This is a genomic window from Weissella cibaria (assembly GCF_004521965.1).
GTDB lineage: Bacteria > Bacillota > Bacilli > Lactobacillales > Lactobacillaceae > Weissella > Weissella cibaria_A.
This window is the reverse complement of the sequence record NZ_SDGK01000080.1, coordinates 14,855-39,941: the sequence shown is the minus strand read 5'-3', so window position 1 is coordinate 39,941 and position 25,087 is coordinate 14,855. Positions and strand designations below refer to the sequence as shown.

At 44.7% G+C, this 25,087-nt stretch carries 20 protein-coding genes and 1 pseudogene; 3 read left to right on the top strand and 18 right to left on the bottom strand.

Features of this window, described 5'->3' with window-relative positions:
- Nucleotides 1-91: 91 nt before the first annotated feature.
- Together EST42_RS08950 and EST42_RS10630 are read left to right on the top strand one after the other, a co-directional pair.
- A complete protein-coding gene (locus tag EST42_RS08950; RefSeq protein WP_134645107.1) occupies nucleotides 92-604 on the top strand; it encodes a hypothetical protein in 513 nt (170 codons plus the stop codon).
- Nucleotides 605-811: 207 nt separating this feature from the next.
- The gene (locus tag EST42_RS10630) at nucleotides 812-988 is read left to right on the top strand and encodes a hypothetical protein (RefSeq protein WP_167711216.1); all 177 of its coding nucleotides are present in this window, start codon (nucleotides 812-814) and stop codon (nucleotides 986-988) included.
- Between the two features lie 57 nt (nucleotides 989-1,045).
- On the opposite strand, the gene pepV is transcribed toward EST42_RS10630, so the two are convergent.
- Nucleotides 1,046-2,467: a dipeptidase PepV gene (gene pepV, locus EST42_RS08945; RefSeq protein WP_134645106.1), complete on the bottom strand. Its 1,422-nt coding sequence runs from the start codon at nucleotides 2,465-2,467 to the stop codon at nucleotides 1,046-1,048.
- A gap of 279 nt (nucleotides 2,468-2,746) precedes the next feature.
- Between pepV and EST42_RS08940 the strand changes: the two are divergent.
- Nucleotides 2,747-3,803: pseudogene (locus EST42_RS08940) on the top strand (MFS transporter).
- A gap of 57 nt (nucleotides 3,804-3,860) precedes the next feature.
- Here EST42_RS08940 and EST42_RS08935 read toward each other — a convergent pair.
- The 17 genes from EST42_RS08935 to EST42_RS08855 all read right to left on the bottom strand — a co-directional run bounded on the left by EST42_RS08935 (nucleotide 3,861) and on the right by EST42_RS08855 (nucleotide 25,068).
- Nucleotides 3,861-4,706 carry an NAD(P)H-hydrate dehydratase gene (locus tag EST42_RS08935; protein ID WP_134645105.1) on the bottom strand — a complete coding sequence of 282 codons (846 nt, stop codon included), beginning with the start codon at nucleotides 4,704-4,706 and terminating at the stop codon, nucleotides 3,861-3,863.
- 1,158 nt (nucleotides 4,707-5,864) lie between these two features.
- Nucleotides 5,865-6,794, bottom strand: coding sequence for a Ppx/GppA phosphatase family protein (locus tag EST42_RS08930; protein ID WP_134645104.1), 930 nt, complete (start codon nucleotides 6,792-6,794; stop codon nucleotides 5,865-5,867).
- Between the two features lie 36 nt (nucleotides 6,795-6,830).
- Complete coding sequence (trpS, locus tag EST42_RS08925) at nucleotides 6,831-7,850, bottom strand: tryptophan--tRNA ligase (protein WP_134645103.1); 1,020 nt, start codon at nucleotides 7,848-7,850, stop codon at nucleotides 6,831-6,833.
- 107 nt (nucleotides 7,851-7,957) lie between these two features.
- On the bottom strand, nucleotides 7,958-10,258 hold the full coding sequence (helD, locus tag EST42_RS08920) for an RNA polymerase recycling motor HelD (RefSeq protein WP_134645102.1): 2,301 nt from the start codon (nucleotides 10,256-10,258) through the stop codon (nucleotides 7,958-7,960).
- Nucleotides 10,259-10,675: 417 nt separating this feature from the next.
- Nucleotides 10,676-11,524 (bottom strand): alpha/beta hydrolase, encoded by an 849-nt coding sequence (locus EST42_RS08915; protein ID WP_134645101.1) that lies wholly within the window; start codon nucleotides 11,522-11,524, stop codon nucleotides 10,676-10,678.
- Entirely contained in the window at nucleotides 11,508-12,647 is a 1,140-nt protein-coding gene (locus EST42_RS08910) for a hypothetical protein (protein ID WP_134645100.1), read from the bottom strand. Before EST42_RS08910 ends, EST42_RS08915 begins: the two co-directional genes overlap by 17 nt.
- Nucleotides 12,648-12,658: 11 nt before the next feature.
- On the bottom strand, nucleotides 12,659-13,732 hold the full coding sequence (locus EST42_RS08905; protein WP_167711214.1) for a serine hydrolase domain-containing protein: 1,074 nt from the start codon (nucleotides 13,730-13,732) through the stop codon (nucleotides 12,659-12,661).
- Between the two features lie 49 nt (nucleotides 13,733-13,781).
- Nucleotides 13,782-15,035, bottom strand: coding sequence for a D-alanyl-lipoteichoic acid biosynthesis protein DltD (gene dltD / locus EST42_RS08900; protein ID WP_134645098.1), 1,254 nt, complete (start codon nucleotides 15,033-15,035; stop codon nucleotides 13,782-13,784).
- Entirely contained in the window at nucleotides 15,028-15,267 is a 240-nt protein-coding gene (dltC, locus tag EST42_RS08895; RefSeq protein ID WP_134645097.1) for a D-alanine--poly(phosphoribitol) ligase subunit DltC, read from the bottom strand. The genes dltD and dltC overlap by 8 nt, the downstream gene beginning before the upstream one ends.
- 21 nt (nucleotides 15,268-15,288) lie before the next feature.
- A complete protein-coding gene (dltB, locus tag EST42_RS08890) occupies nucleotides 15,289-16,515 on the bottom strand; it encodes a D-alanyl-lipoteichoic acid biosynthesis protein DltB (protein WP_134645096.1) in 1,227 nt (408 codons plus the stop codon).
- Complete coding sequence (gene dltA, locus EST42_RS08885; RefSeq protein ID WP_134645095.1) at nucleotides 16,512-18,053, bottom strand: D-alanine--poly(phosphoribitol) ligase subunit DltA; 1,542 nt, start codon at nucleotides 18,051-18,053, stop codon at nucleotides 16,512-16,514. The genes dltB and dltA overlap by 4 nt, the downstream gene beginning before the upstream one ends.
- A 43-nt stretch (nucleotides 18,054-18,096) precedes the next feature.
- Complete coding sequence (locus EST42_RS08880; RefSeq protein ID WP_134645094.1) at nucleotides 18,097-18,246, bottom strand: teichoic acid D-Ala incorporation-associated protein DltX; 150 nt, start codon at nucleotides 18,244-18,246, stop codon at nucleotides 18,097-18,099.
- A 310-nt stretch (nucleotides 18,247-18,556) separates the two neighbouring features.
- Nucleotides 18,557-19,885: a dihydrolipoyl dehydrogenase family protein gene (locus EST42_RS08875; protein WP_134645093.1), complete on the bottom strand. Its 1,329-nt coding sequence runs from the start codon at nucleotides 19,883-19,885 to the stop codon at nucleotides 18,557-18,559.
- A 72-nt stretch (nucleotides 19,886-19,957) separates the two neighbouring features.
- Nucleotides 19,958-20,320, bottom strand: a complete 363-nt coding sequence (locus EST42_RS08870) for a type II toxin-antitoxin system PemK/MazF family toxin (protein WP_134645092.1) — start codon at nucleotides 20,318-20,320, stop codon at nucleotides 19,958-19,960.
- 9 nt (nucleotides 20,321-20,329) lie between these two features.
- Complete coding sequence (alr, locus tag EST42_RS08865; protein ID WP_134645091.1) at nucleotides 20,330-21,814, bottom strand: alanine racemase; 1,485 nt, start codon at nucleotides 21,812-21,814, stop codon at nucleotides 20,330-20,332.
- Between the two features lie 145 nt (nucleotides 21,815-21,959).
- Nucleotides 21,960-23,528 carry a degradosome RNA helicase CshA gene (gene cshA / locus EST42_RS08860; protein WP_134645090.1) on the bottom strand — a complete coding sequence of 523 codons (1,569 nt, stop codon included), beginning with the start codon at nucleotides 23,526-23,528 and terminating at the stop codon, nucleotides 21,960-21,962.
- A gap of 277 nt (nucleotides 23,529-23,805) precedes the next feature.
- The gene (locus EST42_RS08855) at nucleotides 23,806-25,068 is read right to left on the bottom strand and encodes a UDP-N-acetylglucosamine 1-carboxyvinyltransferase (protein ID WP_134645089.1); all 1,263 of its coding nucleotides are present in this window, start codon (nucleotides 25,066-25,068) and stop codon (nucleotides 23,806-23,808) included.
- Between the last annotated feature and the right edge of the window lie 19 nt (nucleotides 25,069-25,087).

Sequence of the window (25,087 nt, the reverse complement as noted above, 5' to 3'; positions counted from 1 at the left end):
GCACGAAGCTTGTGTATTTCGCTCACAAATAAGGAAGAAAAGAGTACTATTTTAAGGTAATATCTCGTTTAGAAAGTAAGGCAATTGTGACATGGCAATTCAAAAATCAAGTTTGTTAACAGCATCTATTTTATTGGCTAGCGTTTTATTCACTACCCCTGTGTTTGCTGATGACACGGAAACCCCCGCAACAGTGTCAACATCCGTCAGCATCGTTAATGACGATACCGCAGACTCTGCGACAAGTACACCAACGATAGATGAACCAACGCCAGCCACACCCATTGCCTTACCAGCATCAGTTAAATCTGAAGAAGAAACCAGCACAGCTAGCGGAAAAACTGCTATACCAGAAACGTTAGAAGCGTGCGTACCCAACACACCGGTTGTATTACCTGAAGAAACAACTACCGATTATGTGCCCCCTGTTATCGAAACACCCACTGAAAGCAACACTTCTGATAGTAACAAGGCCAGTGAAGTCGTTTTGTCAGAGTCAGTTGGGCAAGCCACAACACCAACTGAAACCGACTCGGCTAATAAGGTGACAACTTCAGAAACACCGGCCCAACCCATTACTGACCAATCCGTTACACAAACGTAAAAGGTCACGACTAGTAAAACGTCTGACGCACGGACTGCCACAACTTATCGAACGCCAAGCGCCACTACACAGCGCGCTTCGGTCACTGCACCAACGACAGTCACAACTAGTCAAGCTACAAATCAACAGGTAGCCACCGTAAACAGCAATGCCGCACAACCTGAACAATCGGTTACGCTGACCACAGCAGCCACATCAATTCATGAGGTGGCTGTTCGCGCTGGGCAAATGGCTGACGACATGTTGCCACCTAGTACTTACCAAATGAACTGGGGCCCGGTTGCAATCACAACATTTTCAGTTGCTTTGGCTTCTTGGATTATTGCCTACTACACAATTCGCCGACGTCAAGCTGACCGTGAACGTGACATTATTAGTCATTAATTTTTGAATAACAATAAAAACCGCAATGATTTGTCGTCATTGCGGTTTTTATTGTTATTAATCTTCAACGTTAGCCAATTCGTACATTGATTGTCCGAAAATAGCCATCGCACGTGTCAAATCTGATACTGGGTAGAATTCGTCAGCTTGGTGCATCGTGTCGGGCACACCTTCGAACATTGCTCCAAAGGCAACACCACGCTTCAACAAACGTCCAAACGTACCACCACCGATAACTTGCTCACCTGCTGGCAAACCTGTTTGCTCACGATAAACTTGTAACAACGTCTTAACAAGCGGATCATCACCAGGTACGTAGTGAGGCACTTGTGCGTGACCTTCTTGCTTGGCCGTTGCATCAAAACCAGCAGGCAATGATGCCGCTACGTGACCTTCAATTTCTTCAGCCGTTGTGTTTTGTGGGTAACGGAAGTTAGCATTTACGAAGCCATCTTCGCCATCAGTAAAGCGTTGGATACCAATGTTCATTGACAAGTCGTGCATCAAATCGTCGTGCGTCTTTGCACCAATCTTCTCAGCAACCGTGTCATCGTGTAATTGCGTTCCCAAGAACGTCAAGAAGCCCTTAGCGTTGCCACCAAAGTCTTGATCTTGCAAGAAGTTAGCCAAGTAAGTACCCGCGTTTTCACCAGTTTCAGGCATCGCACCGTGAACTTGCTTACCATAGAAAGTAAATGTCACTTGGTTACCATCAATCTTAGATTCTCCCTTAACACGCTTTTCAGCGGCCAAGTAAGCATCCATATCTGAAACCAAAGCAGCAGTATCTGCAGCCTCAACGACGGCAATAGCAGTTCCAGGCACCATGTTTGGACGTGAACCAGCTGAGAATGACACCAACTTCAATGAACCACCTTGCGTACCAGCAAAGCGCGTTACGATTGAAACGTTACCCTTCTCACCGTTGATAATTGGGAATTCAGCATCAGGTGAGAAGCCCATCGTTGGCATACCGTACTCCTCGAAGAAGTCATCCATACCAGTCCAGTCAGACTCTTCATCAATTCCCATCACCAAAACTAGCTTGCGCTTCAAATCCAAGTTCAAGTCCTTGATCATCTTCATTGCGTAGTAAGCCGTAAATGAAGGTCCCTTGTCGTCTGATGCACCACGCGCATACAAACGGCCGTCTTCGATAACTGGTGACCATGGATCCTTTGTCCAACCGTCACCAGCTGGCATAACATCCAAGTGACCAATAATGGCAACTGTTTCCTCAGCGTCTTCGGGTCCCAATTCTGCATAGGCAACCAAGTTCTTGTAGTTGCCAACACGGAAACCGTCACGCTTTGCGAATTCTTCGAACTTTAGCAAAGCTTCCTTAGGGCCAGGTCCCAAAGGTGCGTCCTCAGTCGCTGCCTCATCATCACGAACTGACTTGATGGCCAACATTTCCTTCAAGTCAGTTAACAATGCATCTTCATACTTCAATGCTTCTGCACGCCATTGCGTTGTCATATCTCATTGACCTCCACTGTCATATTGGTGTAATTATACGCCATTTTGCGAATCTTTGCAGAACTTAATCATGATTTACCCGGTCAACTTCCCTTTTGACAGTCTTATTTTCACCATAGAACAGCTAAAATGTGAACGCTTTGTAAATTCCGGCTTTTTCGTATTTTTTAGTGATATTATGATCATGCATTAAGCAATTACATTTCTATATTTTGAGGCGTTTGTTCTTATGAATGCAAATACGCAATCTCTTAAAAGGACAAATTCGCTAAGTTAACATTGATGGACCGGCCGTATTTCCTATGGTTTGGGTGACTTTGCCCAAAACTTGGTTTTCGGTACTGTTGGTGGTTTCTTGCTATTCTTCCTAACAACTGTTAACGGTATTTCATCTGCAGCTGGTGCCACTTTTTTCTTGGTCGTTCGTTGGATCAACGTTGTGGGGGATCCTTGGGTTGGTGCCACAGTCGATAAGTCATACCCTAAGGGCGGTAAGTACTTACCATACCTTCGTAGCTTCGGTATTCCGCTAATTATCTTGGCTGCCTGCTTTTTCTTACCAGTTGGTCAATGATTCCCTGCTTTCAAGGTGCCATATGCCTTCTTATCATATATGGCAACAGCCGTGGTTTACTCGTTCGTTAACATCCCATACGGTGCCTTGAATGCATCATTGACACCTGATAACGATGAAATTGCCAAGTTAACAACGGTTCGTATGACGTTAGCTAACATTGCAAACCTGTTGGTTTACACATGCTTACCTATCTTCGTGCAATTGGCAACATCTGTTGACCGTTCATCAAAGGATATTGGGATGTTCGGTATCCAAATGAACTTGGGTGACTACTCATCAGCACAATCTGCTGGTGCATGGTTCAAGGTTCACGGCGTCTACATGGTCGGATCAATTGTCTTGTGGATTTGGACGAAGTCACCTGAAAACATTGTTTTGGGTTACATCGGACGTTTCTTGCAAAAATGAGGATTGACTTCACCCACTGGATTCATGTGGTCGTTGGTTCCTGAAGTTGTCTCATACAGTGAATACACTTCTGGTAAGCGTGTTGCTGGTATCATCAACGCCATCATGGTCTAGTTCTTCAAGATTGGTTTGGCTTTGGGTAGTATCATTCGTGGTTACATCAACGCCGCTACTGGCTTCGATGGTACTAAGCAGGTTCAATCTGCTGCCGTTTTGATGGGATTGCAATGGTCAATGATCTGATTGTCAGTTATCATGGCTGTACTTGCCATCTTGGTCATCATGAAGTACCCATTGACTGACGAAGAAGTTAACAAGATAAACCACGAAATTGAGGCTCGTCACAAGTAATTTCAATCGGTTAATCAAAATACCGCCACTCAGTTGCGAGTGACGGTATTTTTTTGTCTACAAGTTAGATTGAATGCGTGCCATGTAGTTTGGCAAAGAATCCGCAATAAATGTCGGCTTCACCACATAACTGTGTCCGGCCATCTCTTGGGCAATAGCTGAATGCGCGTATACCGCCGCCTCAACGGCTTTAGTCGTATTAGCTTTGAATTGACCTGCAAAACCAGCCACAATTCCAGCCAACACATCACCCATTCCCCCGGTCGCCTGGTAAGCCCCACCAATTTGAAGTTGCTTTTGCTCAGTCTCGGTATAAATGAGTGTATGGTGTTGCTTAAGTACCAAGACGTTTAGGTTTAAAATCTGTCGTTGGACTTCATTCAACTGGTGATTATCTTGGTAATTGAGCTGGACACCACTCAAGCGAGCCCACTCCATTTGATGTGGTGTTGCAACTGTGAAAGTATCGCGTGGAAATGTCAGATTGTGCTCGGCCATCACCGTTAATGCCGATCCGTCAGCGATTAAAATTTGGTCCTTGTTAACTGAAGTCAACACCTTACGCACCAGTTGCGTCGCAAATTCATCCGCGCCTAAGCCAGGCCCAATCAAAATCACATCGTTCGTTTGAATGGCTGTTGTCAATTGCTCATCATTACGCCAATCCACGAACATCGCTTCCGGTGTACGAGAACGCAATGCTGTTAAGTTAATTAAATCCGTGGCCACGGTTGTCAAACCAGCACCTGATCCAACTGTCGCCTGTGTGGCCATCAAAATAGCCCCACCATATTGAATGTTACCGCCAATTAACAGCACCCGGCCAAAATTTCCTTTGTGACTGTCGTCTGGACGGCGCAAGATAACCTCATGTAAAATTTCTGATTTTAGTTCACTAAGCATGGCGCGTCTCCGAATTTATTAATAGTACCTTCATTATACCGCGCGAAACCCGAATTGCGGAACATTCTCCATCCGCTGCAATTCGTCACAAAATAGCCAAGGGTTTTTAATTGCAAGCGCTTACGGCGGGTGTTATTATAATCATGTACCAAAGGAAAGGCAGGTAATTGAATTGCAGGAAGAATTCATTTCAACCTCTATCATCTCTCTACCTACCGACATCCATGCGGGCGTGTCACAGTAATGACGCAAGATAACAAAACGTATCAATTTAAGAGATAAACACTTTAGTCATGATTTGACATCTCTTGCGGTCATTAGCATCGGTTACTTCGAGGACGTACGATAATCCAATTTGGATGTAAGCCTGTACAGAGTTCGAAGGCTGCTCCCGACACGGTTTGCTTTTTAAACAGATAGCTGTGGATGCGGTAGAGATGGAGAAGACAGATTTGGTTGCGACCAAACCCTAGCGACAGACGTCTAAAACTGCAGATTAGACCTCTGGGGTGGTCCATGACAATTGAATAAAGGGTGGCGAATTAGCGCTTCCCTCACGATGTGTCGCCAAGCATTGTGAAAGTTACCGCGGGCCAACGAGCCGGCGGTTTTTTTGGCATTTTTTTGTATGTGTCGTGCTAGCGCACGAGTAACAGATTTGGCGCCACTTTGAAAAGCCTAGACATCATAGAACGCCTTGCTATCTGGCATCCTACGCCTTTGTTGAAAAACTTGCAACTGACTGACGGAGAAAACGAAGAAGACTTCAGCTGGCGTAAAATTCCGCCTCTCTTAGTCAGAATAATCTGGTAATTCTCTAATGATTAAGTATTCAAAACACGCCTAATTCAGTCCTCGTAAATCACATACGAATCTAACTTAGGGATGACAACCAAATCATGATAGATACATCTCAGCTGCTGGCATGGTGGTTGGGGGCGTGACGTAGCGATTTGTCTGGGTGAACTCACAAGTTAGGCCGCCCGCCGGTTAGATAAGGCGCTGGGAGCTAGTAGACCCTTAGCACAATTATTTGGGTGCTAGCCGGTGCTCGTGCCGGCGGAGTTTACCCAGTCAAATCTCTGGCGAAGTCACGCCCCCAACCACCATCCGAAAAAAAAACACCACAATTATGCGGTGGTCTTAATTAATCATTTTTTACAGTGTCATGCGATACTCTTGGAGTAACCCTTCACGAACGCCTGAAGCTGAGAAAATAACTTTGTCAGCACTAGTGCGTGAGATTAACTCAACTAGTGGCAATAAGCCGCTGATAATAATATCTGCCCGGTTAGCTTCTGTACCTAAAGCGGCCGCCCGTTCTTCATAGGTCATGTTGGCCATTTCATTAAATGTCTTTAGCACTGATTCCGTTGTCATTTCATAGCCGTGGAAATTTGAATCGGCCGGCAAACCATGGCGCAAGCGATCCAAACGGGCCAGTGAACGATTTGCGCCACCCAACAAAATAATTGGCAATGTCGTCTCGTCCTCTAACCATGGTAAATGGTCGTATTGATCAGATACATATTGACTAGCTTTAGTAATCAACAATGGATCAACTACCCCGGCACCATTTAATTGGAATTTTTCCGACAGGTTAACCGCACCAAATGGCAAGCTAATAAAATTAGCGGCCATCCGTTCTTCAATGCCTACCAACTCAACACTGGCACCACCAGTATCCAATAACCACGCATCACTAATATCCAAGGCTGATACTGCCCCTAAATAATCGTAATAGGCTTCTTGGTCACCGGTTAAGACACGAACTTCAACACCGACTGCTCGATAGACTTGGTCCAAGAAGTCAGCTTGGTTGGTTGCTTCGCGGACGGCCGCCGTTGCAATTCCAACGACCGTAATATCTTCATAGGTTTGGTAATCTGCTTGGAATTCAATCAAAGCATCAATCACGCGGATCATCGCGACTTCTGTCAGTTCACCCGCGTTATTGTCCATCCCCTCAGCTAAACGCGTGTCTAACTTACGACGCTTTAGCTCAGCGAAAGTACCATCTGCTTGTAGTTCTTCAACAACCATGCGGGTCGAATTTGAACCCAAGTCAATGACTGCTAAATAGCTCATTTCTATACCCTCCACGGTATTCGTCAGTACAACGGCTTAACCCCAGTATTGGATGCCCATTGCTTCGCGGACTTCACGCATTGTTGCTTGCGCCGTAGCCTGTGCCTTATCTGACCCTTCACGAAGCATGTTCAAGACAGCTTCAGGATCCCCGGCAAACTTCGCGCGACGCTCACGCATTGGTGCAAGTTCAGCATTCAACACTTCAAACAAGTACTTCTTTATCTTCATGTCACCCAAACCGCCAGCTTGGTATTGCACCTTCAACTCAGCAACCTTTTCTGTATCCTTGTCAAAGATATCCAAGTACGTAAAGACCATATTACCTTCAACGTGACCAGGATCTTCGACGCGAATGTGCTCTGGATCAGTGTACATTGACTTAACCTTCGTCCACAAGGTCTCTTCATCATCACTCAAATAGATGGCGTTGTTCAACGACTTTGACATCTTCGCATTACCATCCAAACCAGGGATACGTCCTTGCCCCTTAGGTGGGAACACACCTTGTGGTTCAACTAGAATCCCCTCACCGTAGTAGTTGTTGAAAGTACGTACTAGCTCACGTGTTTGCTCCAACATTGGCTCTTGGTCATCCCCAACTGGTACCACTTGTCCCTTAAACAAGGCAATATCAGCAGCTTGAGAAACTGGGTAAATGAAGAAACCAGCTGGAATGCTTTCACCAAAGCCCTTTTGTTGGATTTCAGCCTTCACCGTTGGATTACGTTGCAACCGCGCAATTGAAACCAAGTTCAAAAAGTACTCCGTCAACTCTGATAATTCAGGTACAGCCGATTGTACAAAAATTGTTGACTTAGCTGGGTCGATACCGACAGCCAAATAATCCAAAGCAACTTCCAACAACGAGTTGTGAATCTTCTCAGGGTCACGAGCGTTATCAGTAAACGCTTGCTTATCTGCAATCATAATAAATGGTTCATATTCACCAGAATCTTGCATCGCAACACGATTCTTCAATGAGCCAACATAGTGTCCGATGTGCAACTTACCAGTTGGACGGTCACCCGTTAGCAAAACTTGCTTTTCTGCCATGTGTTTCTCTTCTTTCTAATAGCGGTATTGTGCCACTAAAATCAAATTTCGTCACTGTTCATTGTAAGAGTTTTTCCTACTGATAACAAGCATTCCCGGCCATTCTCTTATTCACCAAATGCATGAATTTCTAAGGTGTCTTGCACCTGGCGAATTAAACTCGATACTGGGCCAACGCTAATGAGCGTCAAAGCGTGCATAGCCCTGGATGCTAACGTATAAAGTAAGCCCGTTGCTTCAGAATCAGGATAGTTTGTTTGTGACACATCATAACCAATCACTGCATCAAATTCTAGTCCTTTGGCTAAGTATATTGGCATCACGACTAAGTTAGACGTTCGTGTCCGATCACTGGCCTGCAATAATTGGAATTTTTCAGGATACTTGCGTAGCATTCGGTACACTGCTTCCGCTTCCGGTTGTGTCTTGGTCAAAATAGCAACGGTGTTATACTCTTGGTGTAACGCATCAACTTGACGCCACAATTCATCAGCGACGCCGGTTGTATCGGTGATATAGAGGGCTGGTTTGCCACCAGGACGCGTAAATGCCATGATGTGGTCGCCGTCTGGCAAGAGTGCTTTCACAAAATCCATGATTTCCTGCGTTGATCGGTAAGCTTTATTCAATGTAATTAAATTAGGCTTAGTCGCTTTAAATGCGGCTGTATACTTGGTCAACAACGCTGCTGGTGTCTCAACTTCACGGAAGAGCGCTTGTTCAGCATCCCCCAACACCGTAAATTTAGCAGCTGGGAAAGCATGCTTCAAATACAACAATTGTGCCATGGTATAGTCTTGCATTTCATCAACGAAAACGTAAAACATCGACTTATTCGTACCACCACCCGTAATCAAATCACGCAAAAAGAGCATTGGGGCTGCATCTTCTAAATCGATTCGGTGATACTCTAGCTCGCGTAAAAAGCGATCGCGCTTTGATAGCCACCACTCCGCTTCCGCTGGCCGTTGATTTGCCATGTAAGATAGGAAATCACCGTATTGGTTATAGATATCAAAGAAGTGCATATTGTATAGTGCATCATCAACCACTTGGAATTCTCGCTCGAGGTAGCGCTTCGCAGCCACATCAATCGCATCACTCATTTCTTCTTCTTCTGCAACTTGCTCGGCGAGTTCATCACCTAATAGGTCACGGTATTGTTGGTCATCCAAATTATTCAGTGCTTCTAGCACCCAGTCTTCATCAACCAAAGCGTCAATCCGGTTATTCAAGCGTTCCATCAAGCGCTTTTGAGTCATTTGAATCCGCTCACGTACTGAATAGTTGCTCGAGAATTCAGCAAACAACAACGTCATCGCTTCCTTGCTGAAAAAGACATCATCTTCAAAATAGATATTGTCAAAACGTAGTGTTGTAGGTGTTAGTTGTTCGACAAAAGCTGTCAAGGCATCCAAAATCGTCGCATCCTCAAGTACTTCTCGAACCTGCAAACTTGCATCACTAACTGTATTTTGACCTGCCTCATACCGTTCGAACAACGTTTGTACTTGTAGTCCTTGTAAACGCGCGCTGAAAAACTCAGCTAGCGTAACTTGTCGCATATTGCGCTCACCAAGTGATGGCAGAACATCGGCAATATAACTTGAGAACAACCGATTGGGTGAGAACAAGACGATTTGATCCGAATTAAGTTCTTCACGGGCATGGAATAGCAAAAAGGCAATGCGTTGCAAAATTGCCGACGTTTTACCTGAACCTGCCACACCTTGCACCACCAGCAAGTCACTTGTTGTATCTCGAATAATTTGATTTTGTTCTTGTTGAATCGTGGCAACGATGTTGCGCATCGTCAGGTCATTTTGTTGTCCCAGCGCATACTGCAACATCTCATCACCCACGGTTTCATTCGTGTCAAACATATTAACAATACTGGCATCTGCAATGGTGAATTGACGCTTCTTCAATAGTTCCGCATCCTGCTCGCCCATTGGTGTGGGATACGATACCTTCCCCAGCGTTCCGTTGTAGTAAATACCACTAATCGGAGCCCGCCAATCGTACACTAAGAAATCACCAGTTTTGTCTTGAACCGAGGCCAGGCCAATGTACAACGACTCCTGGTCACCTTCTTCATCAATATCAACGCGTCCAAAATAGGGACTTGGTCGAAGCATTGTTAAGGTATCCACCGTCTTACGCATGATATTTTCAGTTTCCGTTACACGGGCCACAATGTTTCGTTGCTGCTGAATTTCGGCATTTGTTTCCATGGCATCATCGACTTCAAACGTGTTAATTGACGTATTGTCGATGTAGTTACCTTCAACGGCACGTGTTTCATAATGAGCTTGTGTGTATGCGTCCTTCGCATTTTCCAACTGCTGATCAATTTCAACAACCACTTTATCTAGTCGTTCTTGTTCTACTGGTTGATCTGCATGCATAATCGCTCACCTTACTTTCTTTCCTTATTTTAATTCAACCATTATACGCTCAATTCCCTCAGAAAAACTATTTCGATAACGTCAGATGGTTCGTCGCGTTGCAACGAGGTGTGAGGGTTGACTGATGTGCTGCTCCGTCTTGCTGAATTAGAAGGCTGAGACACGGTCCCCAAAAAAAATCGCACGAAAAAAGCACCAGGTCTCTCCACCTGGTGCTTTTTTCCAACCAATTCTCTTTATCCCTCTCAGCCGCTCTTACCCAACTAAGAATTTTAGTAGTTGGCGTTTGCCACCGTCAACTACCTTTCAAAAGTTACTTACTAACTCTTCAAAACTATTTGTAGTAAGTGGAAATGGTGAATTAAATTGTGAACGACGAATTTTTAGCCATTTCAGTATTACAAAATCGCAACACATCTACGACTTAGGTCGGTTCAACTCACTTCCCATGGGCTTTGGCAAGACATTTTGCTGAATTAGCTGCACGATTTGATCGTTCTGTGGCAAATCAGAATGCTGTGCATCATCCCCCGTCACCGTGATTTGTGTATAGTGGGCAACTTGCTTTTGGAAAATATACTTACCGGCCTCGACTGATTCTTCAGGAACAATTCCGTCATCGTCATACGTCTCCGTACCCAAAATCGAATACACCGTCAAATCAATTGGAAGAGCGCTCCGGTGCTTAATAAAGTCCGCCAACATTTGCGTCTTGTTATTAATGCTCTTTTCCGCAAAATTATATGGTGACCCAATCGTCAATAAGACATTAACTTGTAGTTCTTCCGCTTGATAATACTGTTCTAAATACCGCGTCCAAATTAGTCCCCCATTCGAGTGACCAATGGCTTGGAAGCGACGGAAATGGTAACGCTTTTGCAGCATTAGAATTGCTTTATTAAACCACGCGGCTTGCTTTTTGATATTAGCATAACCATCATGGTTGTTTTCAAAGGCCACCACCATATAAGGGGCCTGATCGCGGGATCGCAATTTACCGCTAACCGTCATCGCTCCTGTCTCTTTCACGGTCACTTTCAGCAAGCTGTGCTTATTAACCCCTTTATTTAGTTCCTTTACCAAACCATCAAAGCGATTTTGTGATGCTGATGATCCTGGAATTAAAATCGTTGGCGTCATTTTAGAATTAAAAATCGCACGGTTTGTTGAGGTTTTAGCCTCACTCCATCGTAACCCCAGTATAATCATCGCCACGAGTAATATGAACATACCCGCGGCAACTACCCATTTAGGTCCATTGCGCATCTGTCACCTCTTCTAAAATTCGTTTTGCTGGTTGCCAATAAAGCCAAATATCTAACAGTAATATCGCAACCATGACAATCACATAAGCCCCCAATTGGTGAGAGGCCAGTCCACCCAACAGCAAGTTAGGCGTACCACTTGGAACCCAATAAACTGCGGGTGCTAAGTGGCGGAATAACAGTAGTGCCCCTAATAATAAGTTCACAATTGTGACCAGGGCAATCCGCCCTATCAGCCGTGGTCGCCACATAATTGGTATCATAAAGGCTAATGGCCACCACTGATCTAGTAATAATGGAATCAACACCAACAACCAAGTAATCGATACATGTTTCACACGGCGCTGAATCATCACCGCCAAGAACAAAGCCAATAACATGCCAGCACTACCCACTAACGCAAATGGCGCCAACGGATAAAGACTGTATGGATTGGGTAAGGTGTGGTGTTGCAACATTGCGACCAAATTTGTGTTGGCCGTTGTCGTACTGATATCTGGATTCACCACTGCTGACAGACTATTTAAGCCAAGGCCATTACAAACCACTGCCATCACGTACCAGACAATGCTAGACCACAAATGTTGCGGGCCATCACCAAACCAGCCACTGACAACTTGTTGTAAGTAAGCCGTCAAACTAAATTGCCACCAACGCTGTACCACCAAAATATAAAGCGCATAGAAAGCATTCACCACAACGCTCATAGCAAAGCGCCATTCAGGCCTGACACGTTGCACTGGCCAAACCAATGACATGACAAACACTGGCATAATAAGCCAGTTAATCATTTGTGGGTTCCCTAGCAAATGCCACACAATTAAGGCAGACAAAGCAATTAAAACCCCTAGCTGCTCCGTTTTTAGGTGTGTCTTTAGCAAGGTCATCAACGTTCTGGCGACAACTAACACACCGACTAATTGAAATCCCATGGTCAATGCGGTTGCAATCAACCCATTTAACATAACAAACTTACCCACGAATTTTGTGTAATGTAACACCGTCGGAAAAAATCCATCCGGCAGCAACACAAGTCGTTGTCCTAACGCTAACCACGTTAAGGCCAATACAACCGGCAATAACGTTGTCATATTTTGTTGCGTCGCCGCCAAATATCTTTTCATAGCATCCCTCTCTATTCAGTCGCCGCCCGGAACATCAGTTGCGCAAAGGCCGCGTTTGCATGCGTTTTTTGGGTCATACGATTACTGAACCAAATCACCATTGTGTGTCCATCACGGGACGTTTTAATAGTCGGTTCGTATCCCTGAATTAAACCGTGCAAATAGAGCGAGCCGTCTGCTTGATGGTAAAGTCCACTAGCATATTGCTCATTACCATTTGTTTTGGTCATATTTTGCCAAGCACTTTTAGACAATAGTTTGCCGTGTAGTTCGTCTTCTAAGAATTCATACATGTTAACAACAGACGTTGCCTTTGCCCCAGTACCAATCTCACGGTTATAAATCATGGCCGGCCCATCATAATGTTGGCCGGTTTCTTTTTGACTTTCAGTATAGTACGGCGACTTCGTAAATGCATCATAACCTTGGAAATTATATCCTTGGTGTTGGTTATACAGCGCATTAAATTGATCATCATACGATTTACCTTGTAACTGACGAAGAATCATCGCGATGACATCATAATTACCAGCTTCGTAACGCCACTTTGGCGTTTGCTTGATCTTGATATGTTGCATGTCAAAATTCAAATACGCCTGTTCATTCAAATCTTCCTTAGAAACTCTCGTCAAATGGTAATTAGACGTCATCGTCAATAACTGACGCATGGTAATTTTTTTAGCGTTTGGTAGCGATGGCAAAAAGTGGCTAACCGTTGTGCCTAATGTCAGATGATGATCTGCAAGTGCCCGCATCAACATGATGGCTGTTAAATTTTTCTGAATTGAGGCCATTTCGTATTCCGATTGGACATTCAACGCTTGATTAGGCGTCGTCAGGGTGTGCCCATACGCCTGATACAAAACTGGCTTATTATCACGAACAACTAATAGACTACCTGAAAGCTTGTTTTTAGCAACTGTGCGCTTTGCTAAATCGGTCATCGCTGGATCGTGACTAAATGGGGTTTTGGCCCAACTAACGTGGTGCTTCGCCGCCACAACAGGTCGCGCTACGCCACCAACCATTGTCATGACACTAGTTGCTAAGACAACTACACTAATCATTAATTTTCGCTGATTCATTTCCTTACTCCTACTAAAAAAGTGGTGACGCATCGCCACCACTCTTGGTTTAATTCACTGATGTCGCCGTCATCCAGTCATGACCATAATACTTATCCCGCATGTGATAAGTAGGCGTTGATTGTGGTGTTGTTAAGAAGTGGTTAACCCGCTTATCGAACGCTAGCCAACCGCGCCACCCCATGTGGATGGTATCTTGCATGAAATATTGCTTACCCCCTGATTGGGAAAAATCAGCAATATTCATAAAACCTTGTGTCGTTAACTGTGACTTAATCTTCGCAACTGTCTGGTCATACATCTTCATATCAAGTCCCGTGTATGCCGCCCATTTTTCATTAACTGGTTGGATAACAAAGAGCACATTGGTATGTGTCGCTGCAAACTGTTGTAAGGCCAACTGCAAATCGCCATATTCAGGTGACTGCAAATAATTAAACTGACGCTGTGACCCACGTAGCTTCCCCAATTGCTTGGCAACACGTTGTTGATAAAACTTATCATCAATACCAAACTGGTTTGACTTCGTGTGCTCTGCGGCATACTGATCAGCTAAAGCGTTCAATTTTGTTTCATTGTACGTTTTTGGCAAGTTATCTGTCTTAGGCAACACACGCTTCGTATAATTATTACCCAACTGCATATCAGCAAATAATGAATCCTCATGGTTCAAGAAACGTAGCTTCATACTAATCCAGCCTTGATCATTTGCTGTCAGTTTTTTACCGTCAGCAATACGTCGTAGATAACCGGTCAGTGATGAAGAGACATTCATTGCCAACAAACGCTTCGCCGCATAACGATCAGCTGTGGTCCCCTTAGCATGTTGTAACCACGTTAATGCTTGTGCTTGGTTAAAGTAATATTTAAACGCATTTGGATCTTCACCCTGCTTCACAAACCACTGTGGTGAAATCACGTACACCGCCTGCTTATTGGTCAATTGCTTTGTGATTTGTTGCATGCCAAAGTACTGCGTCAATGACTGTGCCCCACGTTGTCCCAATAAGAAAGGCCGGTATGATCGGTGATACCCTTCCGCCAAAACGGATGGGTGGAACGTATCCATACGGCTCCACTCACTAGAACCGAAGAACGGTACGAAGCGGTGTCGCTTATCGCTTAAGGCCCGTTGCTTAAGGGTTTGGTTCTTAAACACAATTGGTGTTAAGGCATTGGCAGATCGCTGCTCAGATTGATAAGCGTGCTTATTATTGTCCTCCGGCATCAACATAATACCGGCCACAACCGCAACGACCGCAACGATGACTGGACCAAAAATCAGGCCCAAACGCTTAAGCATTTTGCAACTCCTTGATACCTTCAATAATCTTGTTTACTGTGTTCCAGTCATCACGACCCATTTCAGAAACTGGTACCTTAATGTTAAACTTAGATTCGATTTCAAGCACTAGTTCAACCGTTCCCATTGAGTCTAAGACACCAGCATCAAACAAATCTTCATCCATCATGTCTGATACGTCTTCCAAGAACAAATCGTTAATCATTCCCAATACTTCAGTCTTTACATCCATTTTTATATACCTCATTCATTACTAGTGATTATGGAACCAAAGTTGGTCCAAGAATCCAGAGAACAGCAAGAAGCTAATCATAACAATGTTAAACGTTAGGAAAATTGCAAACCCTTCCGTGAACTTATTGTGCGGAATATGCTTCTTATGGCGACGCTTATAACGCAGCCACCAATCATTAATCACCAAGGCTAGCCCGTGGAAAATACCATAACTGATGTAATACCAAGTTACACCATGCCAAAATCCCATGATCGTCATGTTAATCACATAAACCACACCAGACGTGACATTACGGTTCTTAAACACCTTGTGGCGCATGAACACCATCACTAGGCGCATAAAGATAAAATCACGGAACCAAAAACTTAGTGACATGTGCCACCGATTCCAAAAGTCCTTTAAGTTTTTTGCCATAAATGGCTTATCAAAGTTCATTGGCGTCTCAACACTCATTAAGTACGAAATTGCCACTGCGAACAATGAGTACCCGGCAAAGTCGAAGAACAAGTCGAAACCGTACGCATACATGACACCAATCGTTGGCCAATTAATTAGTCCTCCAGCAACCAGTGCCTCATGCTTTAAGCCCGGCAAAAGCAGTGTCCCAAAAATGTAAGCCAAGATGAACTTGTAAAAGAAGCCTAAGAACAAATAGTGGACCGCTTTTTCAATCATCCCCAGGTACTTATCCCGGTCAGGTACCGTTTCATAATCTTCCGCAAAGCGCCGGAACCGATCAATTGGTCCTGAAGACAAGGTTGGCATGAAGAGCATAAAGCGTAAGAATTGGCCAAAGGTGAATTCCTTCAACACACCATCACGCATCTCCATCAACATGCCGACCGAACGGAACATCAAGTAGGAAATCCCTAGAAAGCCAAGCAATGAATTTTGCCCCATCGCAACAGCTGGTGTGATCTTCACGATCGCTAATGGCAATACATCTAAGAATACGGCACCATAGAATACCCACTTATTATCCGCCTTTTGTCGATATTTAGCATAGCCAAAGACCATCACAGCCTGCCAGATAATATACCCGATTAAGGCAATAAATTGTTGCCAGTGCGAGCCGGCGAACATCAAGACAATAAACGCTAATGATACTAAGCCTTCGTACCAATTAATGCGCTTACCAAAGAGTAATGCCACCACAACTGGAATTAGCGCAACAAGCAAATAGATGAAATATTGAGGATCGCCGTATGGCTGCCAATTCGGTAGCTCTTGCAACCAGTTCATCATCGGTTATTAACCTCAGCAATCAACGCCTTAATATTAATCTTACCATTTGGCGTAATTGGCAAGTCTTCGCGGTACATGAAGCGTGAAGGCATCATGTATGGCATCATATCATTTTGCAAATCTTCCTTAATTGCCTTAGTCAATTGCAAATCCTTTTCGAATTGCTCACGAACGCCAGGCTTGACCACGACATAGGCCAATAAGTTTTGCACCTTGTGTTGGTCGTTATAACGTGGCACAGCAACCGCTGATTCAACATATTGTGACAATTTCAAGATGTGTGACACTTCTTCCAACTCGATACGGTAACCATTGAACTTGATTTGGAAGTCTAAACGACCACCATAGTGCAACAAACCCTCTTCATCAAAGTAACCTAAGTCACCCGTGTGGTAAGCTGGTTGCCCATCTAACTCAAAGAAGGCTGCAGCAGTCTTTTCAGGATTGTTCAAGTACCCCTTTGAAACTGCTGGGCCAGACACAATGATTTCGCCTTGTTCACCAGCTGGCAACTTGTTACCATCTTCGTCCATGACAAAAGTTGGTGAATCTGGCTTAGGGAAGCCAATTGGCAAACGCTCAGCCTTTTCAATCATTGCTGGTGTGATCGCAACTGCAGACAAAGCAACCGTCGCTTCAGTTGGACCATAGGCATTCACAATGCGAGCTTCTGGGAAGCGCTCGTGCAACTTTGCTGCTGTACTTACAGTCAATTCTTCACCATCAAAGTAGAAGTACTTAATAGTTGGCATCTTTTCAGCGTTAAAGTATTCTGACAACATGGCCATATCAGCGAATGATGGCGTCGATGTCCAAACTTGAATTGGCAATTCAGGCAAAGCTGCAAACAATTCCTTGAAGTTTTCAGTGACGTGCTTTGGCAAAGCGTATAACGTACCACCCATTACCAACGTTGGGGCCCAGTACATGACTGACAAATCGAATGAGTATGGTGGTTGTGCCAACATTTGTGGTTGTGTTGGGACATCAAAATCATCCGTATTCAACATCCAGTTTGTGTATGACAACAAGTTGTTGTGTGAAATTTGCACACCCTTAGGCAAACCGGTCGTTCCTGACGTAAAGATAATGTAGTAGTTATCGTCACCAGATACAGCGTGCGTCATCTCATAATCAGCCTTTGAAGCAAAGGCTTCGTGCACTTGGTCCAATGTCACAACGGGTACCGATGTAATGTCGATTGGCAATGGATCGATAGCGATCACCAACTTTGGTTCACCAATTGTCAAAATATTCGTTAAACGCTCGTTAGCTGAGTTCACGTCAACTGGCGCATAGGCGTGACCTGACTTACTCAACCCAACAAAGGTCGCAAGCATCTCATATTCTTGACCACCAAACACCATCACCAATGACTTATCAGGCAAGCCCAATGAATCAACATAGGCAGCCAAGCCATCTGAATCGCGCTTCAAATCAGCGTATGTGTGCGTGTCACCAAGGACGTTGTAGACAGCCATATCTGGTTGCGTCTTAGCATAGTCATCAATCGTTGCAAGCATGTTTGTAATTTGCATGATAATCTCAAAATCTTCTTTCTATAAATAAAACAATCTCAAATTAGAATTCGTTATAAATAAAGTGGCCCTGTCCCAAGCCTGAATAACCATAAAGGTAAATCAAAGCCAGGATAACCAATGCATAAAATACGGTCTGTCCAATAAACTTCATCACAGGCTTTGTCTTGCGAAAATCCTGTTCTTCCTTCATGTCTATCTCCTTGTGTAACTTTTTTTAAATTTACTTATCGTCAATATGACAAATATTTCGTACCTTAAAATACCCCCGCAACCTTAAACACATATTAAAATTACATATTATCGGTTAACCAATTTTTTATGTGGACGAAAATAATAAAAAAATTCTATTTGACAGCAAAATTCAATAACAATAAGAGAAACCAAGTTACTGTTCTCAGTGTAATGTTATTTTAAAGTGATACTATGCAAAAAATACCATATAACGAAAAAGCCATCGACAACTTTTTAAAGTCATCAATGGTTTTTCATTATTTATATGATTAGGCAAAGAAGCCCATATCTGATGCAATAGATGGGTATGAGTACAAGTTGTGCTTAATCGCCCACTTGTCTTGCTTTTGGTTGATAGCCACTGTGAAGTAGTTCAACAACTCATCCGCCTCAGCACTCAAAACAGTTGCACCGATAATAACGCCCTTTTCGTCTAAGACAACCTTTGCTTTCGCAATCGGTTCCTTATGACGCCAATATGCTAGCCAAGGTGTCATGTCAATTGAGTTAACACGCATGCCTTTTGCTTCAGCCTCAACAGCTGACATACCAACTTGCCCCAGCTTTGGTGATCCGTAGACCATCGTTGGAATAGCCGGGTATGAAATTTTTTCTGGCTCGGTACCAGTCAACAAGCCAGCCACATAACGTGCCTCATAGGCACCAGTTGGCGTCAACTTTGGTACAGGCGATTCAGCAACGTCACCTACCGCAAAAATGTTAGGGTTCGTCGTACGCAAATCAGCCATAACCTTGATACCGTTACCCGCCACTTCAACGCCGGCTGCATCCAAGCTCAAGTCTTCTGTATTACCTGCACGACCAGCTGCAATAAATGGCATACCGCTTGTTACACGACGACCATCTGCCGCAACGATATCAAAGCGACCGTCTGCCGTTTCTTCTACGGCAGCGGTATCGAAGTTCCAGTGGAACGTAATTCCCTTGCTCTCCATTTGCGCAATCAAATCTTGCGTCAAATCTTGGTCAAACTCACGTAGAATAACATCGTGCTTAGCAACAACGTGTACCTTAGCACCCGCCGCCGCTGCAATACCGGCAAATTCGATGGCAATGAAGCCAGCACCGATGAAGGCCACTTCTTCTGGCATCTTAGGCAAGTTCAAAAAGTCCTCATTGTCGTGCAACAATTCATCACCAGGCACTGACAAACGCGCGGGACGCGCACCCGTTGCGATAATCCACTTATCAGCCGTGAACGTTTCCGTTCCCGTTGAGACAGTGTGCTCATCAACAAAGTATGCATGTCCGTACTTGTGTGTAATACCCGCATCATCCAAGCCCGCAATTTTACGAGCAGGTACAGGATCCGTGTATGCCATCTTGTGTTCCATCAAGGCTGGCCAGTCAATCTCATTGTGACCGATCAAGCCTGTGTGTTGCATCCATTCTGCTTGTTCCTTAGCTTCAACAGCCGCCAACAAGACCTTCTTAGGATCGCAACCATAATTAGGGCAGGTACCACCCCAGAGATACTCTTCGACAATCACAACTGATTGGCCAGCTGCTTGCAATGGAAAGGCCGCTGACAAACCAGCAGGGCCTGAACCAATAATACCCACATTAAAGTGTTCCATGAGCACCACTCCTCCTTTTATTTATTGCTATTATTTTAACAGCTATTTGCAACTATTCTGAAAAATAAGGGGTTAAACTAAGCCTAAACTAATAACCAGCGCTTGATCTAGCTTTGCCACCAGATGACCTGGGACAAGACCAATTTTATCTTGCAATCGGCGCTTATCAATCGTTCGAATCTGTTCCAACAAAATTACCGAATTGCGAGCGATCCCAGTATCCTCTAATTCAGCCGGTAACCCCACATGGGTTGGCATCTTAGGCTTTGCAATTTGCGCAGTAATCGGTGCAACAATCACAGTTGGCGCGTGTTGATTACCCACATCATTTTGAATAATCACTACTGGCCGTTGCCCGCCTTGTTCCGATCCCACAACAGGTGACAAATCCGCAAAAAAAATGTCACCGCGTTTGATATCATGTCGACTTGCCATACGCTCTCTCTACTTCACTAAATGACGTGGTAATCTTGGTGACAATCCGGTGGCGATTTCATAGGGAATCGTATCCATCTTATTTGCCAAATCAACTAACGTAATTTCTTCATCGCCGACCCGGCCAATCAGCGTGACAACCGTTCCAACCGGCATCTCTTCTGGTAGTCGAATCATAAATTGATCCATTGCAATTCGGCCAACTAATTCTGCTCGACGGCCATCTGGTAGCAACACATCCATGCCTTGGAGAGCACGTGGATAGCCATCCGCGTATCCGACTGGCACTGTCCCAATCCATTCTGGTTCCGTCGTTGTATAAGTTGCCCCGTACGAAATTGACGTACCAGCTGGCACCTGCTTAACGTGAACCAACTCAGCCTTCAATGACAAAACTGGTTGTAAATCACGATTTGGCAAGGCTCCCTGTGAGGCATCGAATCCATACATGGCCGCCCCAACGCGAACTGCATCCGTGCTTGGTTGATCATGCCACAATGACGTACCCGAGTTGGCCAAATGGCGCCAAATATCGGCTGGCAAATCCAATTCATCTGTCAACTCGTGCCACTTGGCTAATTGCCTTTCAAAATAGACCGTATCATTCCCATCAGCTGTTGCAAAGTGCATACCAATACCTTGGAACACAACGTTATCAGTCGCATTCAACTTTGCAACCACCCGCTCAAGTTCCTCGCGATTACGAATACCGATTCGGCCCATGCCAGTATCCACCGCAACCGATACTGTTAAGGTTGCCTCAGACTTAAGTTGACTTAGGGCTTCTTCCAGCCATGCCTCGCTGGCTACAGCGGGAATTAAAGCATACTTTGCTAAGTCGGCCACATACGACACTGACGTCACACCCAAAATCAAAATAGGTAACTTCACACCAAATTGGCGCAACCAAACCCCTTCATCAATTGTCGCCACTGCAAATCCATCCACACTAGCACGTTTAGCCGCCGTCACAATTTGTGGCAGTCCATGCCCATATGCGTTCGCTTTAACAACCGCAAAGAACCGGTTGGTTTCGGTCAGTTCGCGCACGTAGGCCACGTTATTTGCCAAAGACTCGGCTGAAATTTCCAACCAAGAGGGGCGACGTTCACTGACCGGTTGGTGTAAAGACGCCAACGATTCCAAAATTACTGAACTATGTACGGTACCACCTGTGTGTGAAATTGAAATATGTGCCACCGCCTCGTCTTGCTTGGGGTGCTTGACCATGACTGGTTGTCCAGCTTCATTTGGTAATACTTCCATGTCGTGCCAGTGGGCCTCAGACCCAATGCCCGTACCAATGGCTTTACTGTACGCTTCTTTAATAGAAAAACGGCCAGCTAAAAATTCCATTTGGTGCTTACCCTTGCGTACGTCAAACACCTCACGCTCTGCTGGTGTCAACACGACATCAATAAACTCAGGGCGACGTTCTGCCAAACGCGCAACATCGCTAATTACTTGTGCATCGATGCCTTGTCCGATAATCATTATAATCGACCTCCCAGTCCGTAAATTATTGTCTCATTATACCCCGATTACCGTGCATAAAAAAGAGAACTTGTGCTGAGAAATCTGGTTTGCTATTCAAAATTTTTGCGCAAAAAAAGGCCGGTCATGCAACCAGCCTTCTTTATTAATCGTTATTCTTAATGACAAAGTCACGTGATTGACGACGTGGTGCACCTGAGCGACCACGTTGTGAACGATCACCTGAACCGGTGCGGGCACCGCGGTCGAACGAACGACGTTCGCGTTGTCCGCGTTCGCCATCGCGACCACCATCACGACGACCACGGTAACCACCGCCACGACGATCGCCATCACGACGACCACGGTAGCCACCACCATTGCGTGAACCACCACCGAAGCCTGAACGCTTACGTGGCAATGGACGCTCACGTGACAACGTGAATTCAGCATCCATCTCTGAAACGTTTGCAACAGCTCCCAACAATGCTGTAGCCAAAGTCTTTGCATCGTACTTTTCAACCAAAGTATCGATAACTTCTGAATCAACTGATCCTGAAGTTGCTGCAATAACTGCTTCAACTGAATCAGCTGCAACTGACATACGACCAGCCAATGCCTCTTCACGAGTAGGTGGCTTCAATGGCAACATACGCTTCTTAGTCAACTTTTCAATGTCCTTCAAGTAGTCCATTTCAGCATTTGAGATGAACGTTACAGAAGTTCCGTGCGCACCAGCACGACCAGTACGGCCGATACGGTGAACGTATGATTCTGAATCTTGTGGAATGTCAAAGTTGTAAACGTAGTCAACACCTGAAACGTCCAATCCACGCGCAGCAACGTCAGTGGCAACCAAAATCTTGATTTCACCATTCTTAAATTGCTTCAAAACTTGTGAACGCTTTTGTTGCGTCAAGTCACCGTGGATACCAGCAGCGTTAAAGCCACGCAATTCCAAACCACGTGTCAATTCATCAACACGGCGCTTTGTACGACCAAACAAAATGGCCAACTTAGGTTGTTGAACATCCAAGATGTGCGTCAACGTGTCAAACTTTTCAAAGTCACGCACGCGAACGTAGTATTGCTCAACCAAATCAGTTGTCAATTCCTTGGCAGCGATTTGAATGTGCTCTGGTTCCGTCATAAATTGCACACCAATACGCTTGATAGCAGGTGGCATCGTTGCTGAGAACAACAACGTTTGACGTTGATCAGGAACAGCCTTCAAGATAGACTCGATGTCTTCCAAGAATCCCATGTTCAACATTTCGTCAGCTTCGTCCAAGACCAAAGTCTTAACGTTTGATAAGTTGATCGTGCCACGGTTGATGTGGTCGATCAAACGACCAGGTGTTCCAACAACGATGTGAGCACCATGGCTCAAACCGTTGATTTGGCGGCGAATATCAGCACCACCAAAGACAGCTTGTACCTTAACACGCTTATCGCGTCCCAACTTGAATAGCTCATCTTGTGTTTGAATAGCCAATTCACGTGTTGGTGAGACAACAAGTGCTTGTACTTGGTTGCTATCAGTGTCAATCATGTTCAAGATTGGCAATCCGAAAGCGGCCGTCTTACCGGTTCCCGTTTGGGCTTGACCGATAACGTCCTTACCAGCTAAAGTCAAAGGAATCGTCTGTTCCTGGATTGGCGTGGCCTCTACATAGCCATGCTTCTCAATGGCCGTCAATAGGTCTTGTGATAGACCCAACTCTGAAAACTTCAAAATATTTCCTCCAGTTGCGATTGCGGAGTCAATCGCGCTCTATATATCGCGAACTACGAACAAAATTCAAACTAGACACAATCCGGCATCCATACTGCGTTTGATTTTGGCAACAGTCCTTTTTGTAACTTATCTATCATATCTTGTTAACAAGTAATTAGCAAGTAACACGGTAGCAGAAAATTAATAGAATCATAACAAAACCGCCCTCACGACGCGTCATTCCGGTCGTAAAGACGGTTTAATTTTTAAAATTTAAAGCTGTGATTAACGTAAATTAATCTTCCACAATTTGAATGTCAGCATTCAACATCGTTAACTTGTGGATGATGTGATCGTAACCACGCAAAACGTGCTCAGCATTGGTTACTTCTGTAATGCCATCTGCCATTAGGCCAGCAGTGACCAATGAAGCACCCGCACGAATTTCAGCAGCAGCCACACTAGCGCCATGGAAGTTATTACTCTTAGTAACCGTGATTTGACCATATTCAGGGTTTTCAATTGCCACACCTAACTTTTGCAGTTCTGGAATGTGGCGTGTGCGCTCTGGATAAACCGTGTCCGTAATCACGCTTTCACCATCAGCTAATGTTAGCAATGCCGTAATCGGTTGTTGCAAGTCAGTGGCAAAACCAGGGAATGGCGCTGTCTTAATGTGAATTGGTGTCAGGTTTTCTGACTTCGGTACGTAAATACTATCTTCACGTACATCCAATTGCACACCCATCTCAATCATTTTAGCCGTAAACGATTCTAAGTGTTCTGGAATAACATTCTTAACCAAAACCCCATCACCTTGCGCCGCAGCCAACGCCAAATAAGTTCCCGCTTCAATACGATCAGGAATAATCGTGTGCGTATTCTTTGACTCTAGCTTAGGCACACCAGTAATTCGAATGACATCCGTACCAGCTCCACGAATTTGTGCACCCATGTTGTTCAAGAACGTTGCCAAATCGATAATTTCAGGCTCACGGGCTGCATTTTCCAGAATCGTTGTTCCTTCAGCGTGTACAGCAGCCAAGATGATGTTCATGGTTGCACCTACTGATACCATATCCAAGAAAATACGAGCACCCTTTAGTCCATCGTCGGCTGTGATGTAGACCGTATCATTTTCTTCGCGAACCTTCGCACCAAGCGCTTCAAACCCTTTAATGTGTTGGTCAATTGGTCGTGGCCCAATGTTATCCCCACCAGGGAACGTTACCGTTGCGCGACCAAAACGGCCAAGCAAAGAACCCATAAAGTAATATGAGGCACGCAAAGACTTAATCGCCGTCGAAGGCAATTTTGCTTCGACAATTTCAGTTGGGTCAATCATCAATTCGCCACCCTTAAATGTTGACGTGACGTTCATTGATTCCAAAATCACTTGCAAGTTGTATACATCTAAAATATCAGGCACACTATCAAACTTCACTGGCGTTTCTGCTAGAATCGCCGCCGGAATCAATGCCACTGTTGAATTCTTTGCGCCACCGATAGTCACTTCGCCACTCAGGCGTCGACCACCATGGATAACCAATTTCTTCATTATTTTCACCCTTTTTATT

Bases quoted from the DNA above. Each gene is read 5' to 3' on its own strand.
- EST42_RS08905 (WP_167711214.1), bottom strand. From the start codon at position 13,732: ATGAATCAGCGAAAATTAATGATTAGTGTAGTTGTCTTAGCAACTAGT.
- alr (WP_134645091.1), bottom strand. From the start codon at position 21,814: ATGATTATCGGACAAGGCATCGATGCACAAGTAATTAGCGATGTTGCG.
- helD (WP_134645102.1), bottom strand. From the start codon at position 10,258: ATGCATGCAGATCAACCAGTAGAACAAGAACGACTAGATAAAGTGGTT.
- dltD (WP_134645098.1), bottom strand. From the start codon at position 15,035: ATGCTTAAGCGTTTGGGCCTGATTTTTGGTCCAGTCATCGTTGCGGTC.
- EST42_RS08870 (WP_134645092.1), bottom strand. From the start codon at position 20,320: ATGGCAAGTCGACATGATATCAAACGCGGTGACATTTTTTTTGCGGAT.
- trpS (WP_134645103.1), bottom strand. From the start codon at position 7,850: ATGGCAGAAAAGCAAGTTTTGCTAACGGGTGACCGTCCAACTGGTAAG.
- EST42_RS08935 (WP_134645105.1), bottom strand. From the start codon at position 4,706: ATGCTTAGTGAACTAAAATCAGAAATTTTACATGAGGTTATCTTGCGC.
- EST42_RS08910 (WP_134645100.1), bottom strand. From the start codon at position 12,647: ATGAAAAGATATTTGGCGGCGACGCAACAAAATATGACAACGTTATTG.
- EST42_RS08950 (WP_134645107.1), top strand. From the start codon at position 92: ATGGCAATTCAAAAATCAAGTTTGTTAACAGCATCTATTTTATTGGCT.
- EST42_RS08930 (WP_134645104.1), bottom strand. From the start codon at position 6,794: ATGAGCTATTTAGCAGTCATTGACTTGGGTTCAAATTCGACCCGCATG.
- dltA (WP_134645095.1), bottom strand. From the start codon at position 18,053: ATGCAAATTACAAACATGCTTGCAACGATTGATGACTATGCTAAGACG.
- dltC (WP_134645097.1), bottom strand. From the start codon at position 15,267: ATGGATGTAAAGACTGAAGTATTGGGAATGATTAACGATTTGTTCTTG.
- pepV (WP_134645106.1), bottom strand. From the start codon at position 2,467: ATGACAACGCAATGGCGTGCAGAAGCATTGAAGTATGAAGATGCATTG.
- EST42_RS08875 (WP_134645093.1), bottom strand. From the start codon at position 19,885: ATGGAACACTTTAATGTGGGTATTATTGGTTCAGGCCCTGCTGGTTTG.
- dltB (WP_134645096.1), bottom strand. From the start codon at position 16,515: ATGATGAACTGGTTGCAAGAGCTACCGAATTGGCAGCCATACGGCGAT.
- EST42_RS08855 (WP_134645089.1), bottom strand. From the start codon at position 25,068: ATGAAGAAATTGGTTATCCATGGTGGTCGACGCCTGAGTGGCGAAGTG.
- EST42_RS08915 (WP_134645101.1), bottom strand. From the start codon at position 11,524: ATGCGCAATGGACCTAAATGGGTAGTTGCCGCGGGTATGTTCATATTA.
- EST42_RS08880 (WP_134645094.1), bottom strand. From the start codon at position 18,246: ATGAAGGAAGAACAGGATTTTCGCAAGACAAAGCCTGTGATGAAGTTT.